The organism is Achromobacter sp. D7-1, assembly GCF_059760445.1.
This window is the reverse complement of the sequence record NZ_JCBAMT010000170.1, coordinates 1-897: the sequence shown is the minus strand read 5'-3', so window position 1 is coordinate 897 and position 897 is coordinate 1. Positions and strand designations below refer to the sequence as shown.

The following is an 897-nucleotide window of genomic DNA, read 5'->3' as shown; positions in this document are numbered from 1 at the left end:
GGCCCGCGCTGGCGGTGAAGGCCGCGCCAGCCACGGCTCGCGCGACGGCAAGCCCGCCGACCGTCCGGCCCACGCCGGCCGCAACGAGGGCCGCCCGCAGCAGAACCATCGCCGTCCGGAAGGCTCCGGCCGCCCCGCAGGCAACGGCGGCTCCGGACGCCCGTCGGGCGCGCCGCGCGCTGCGCTGCTGAGCAAGTAATATCACCGCAACCGCCACCCACGGACCCGCGCCATGCCCTTATCTACCTGGTTGACGTTCTTCCTGGCCTCCTGGGCCATTTCGTTCTCGCCCGGCGCGGGAGCGATCTCGGCGATGTCCTCCGGACTGAAATACGGCTTCGCGCGCGGCTACTGGAACACGGCCGGCCTGATCATGGGCATCCTGTTCCAGTTCGTGGTGGTGGCGGTAGGCCTGGGCGCCGTGCTGGCCACCTCCGAAATGGCCTTCAACGTGGTCAAGTACCTGGGCGTGGCCTACCTGATCTATCTGGGCGTGCGCCAGATCCGCACCGATGCCGCGCCGGTCACGGTGGACTCCGGCGACCCCAAGGCCGCCACGATCCGTGAACTGGTGCTGCGCGGCTTCCTGATCAACACCATGAACCCCAAGGGCACGGTGTTCCTGCTGGCCGTGGTGCCGCAGTTCGTGGATACCGCGCTACCGCTGACGCAGCAATATGCAGCGATCGCCGCAACGCTGGCGTTTACCGACCTGGTGGCCATGGGCGTGTACACGCTGCTGGCGGCGCGCGTGCTGCGCCTGCTGCGCAGCGCCAAGCACATCCGCTGGATGAACCGGACCTTCGGCTCGCTGTTCATCCTGGCTGGCGTATTCCTGGCGTCGTTCCGCCGCCATTCCTGAATCCCATGCGCGGGGCATGCGCCGGCGACGGCGCA

Annotated in this window: 1 protein-coding gene and 1 pseudogene; both read left to right on the top strand. The window is 69.0% G+C overall.

Annotated elements, in window-relative coordinates; genetic code table 11:
• Positions 1-199, top strand: a pseudogene (locus AC6LKD_RS32615) (DEAD/DEAH box helicase); the annotation flags it as partial.
• Positions 200-232: 33 nt separating this feature from the next.
• Positions 233-862, top strand: coding sequence for a LysE family translocator (locus AC6LKD_RS32610; protein WP_492275759.1), 630 nt, complete (start codon positions 233-235; stop codon positions 860-862).
• The last annotated feature ends 35 nt before the right edge of the window (positions 863-897 follow it).

What these genes read in the sequence shown, in the direction of transcription:
- AC6LKD_RS32610 (WP_492275759.1), top strand. Translation starts at nt 233, where the DNA reads ATGCCCTTATCTACCTGGTTGACGTTCTTCCTGGCCTCCTGGGCCATT.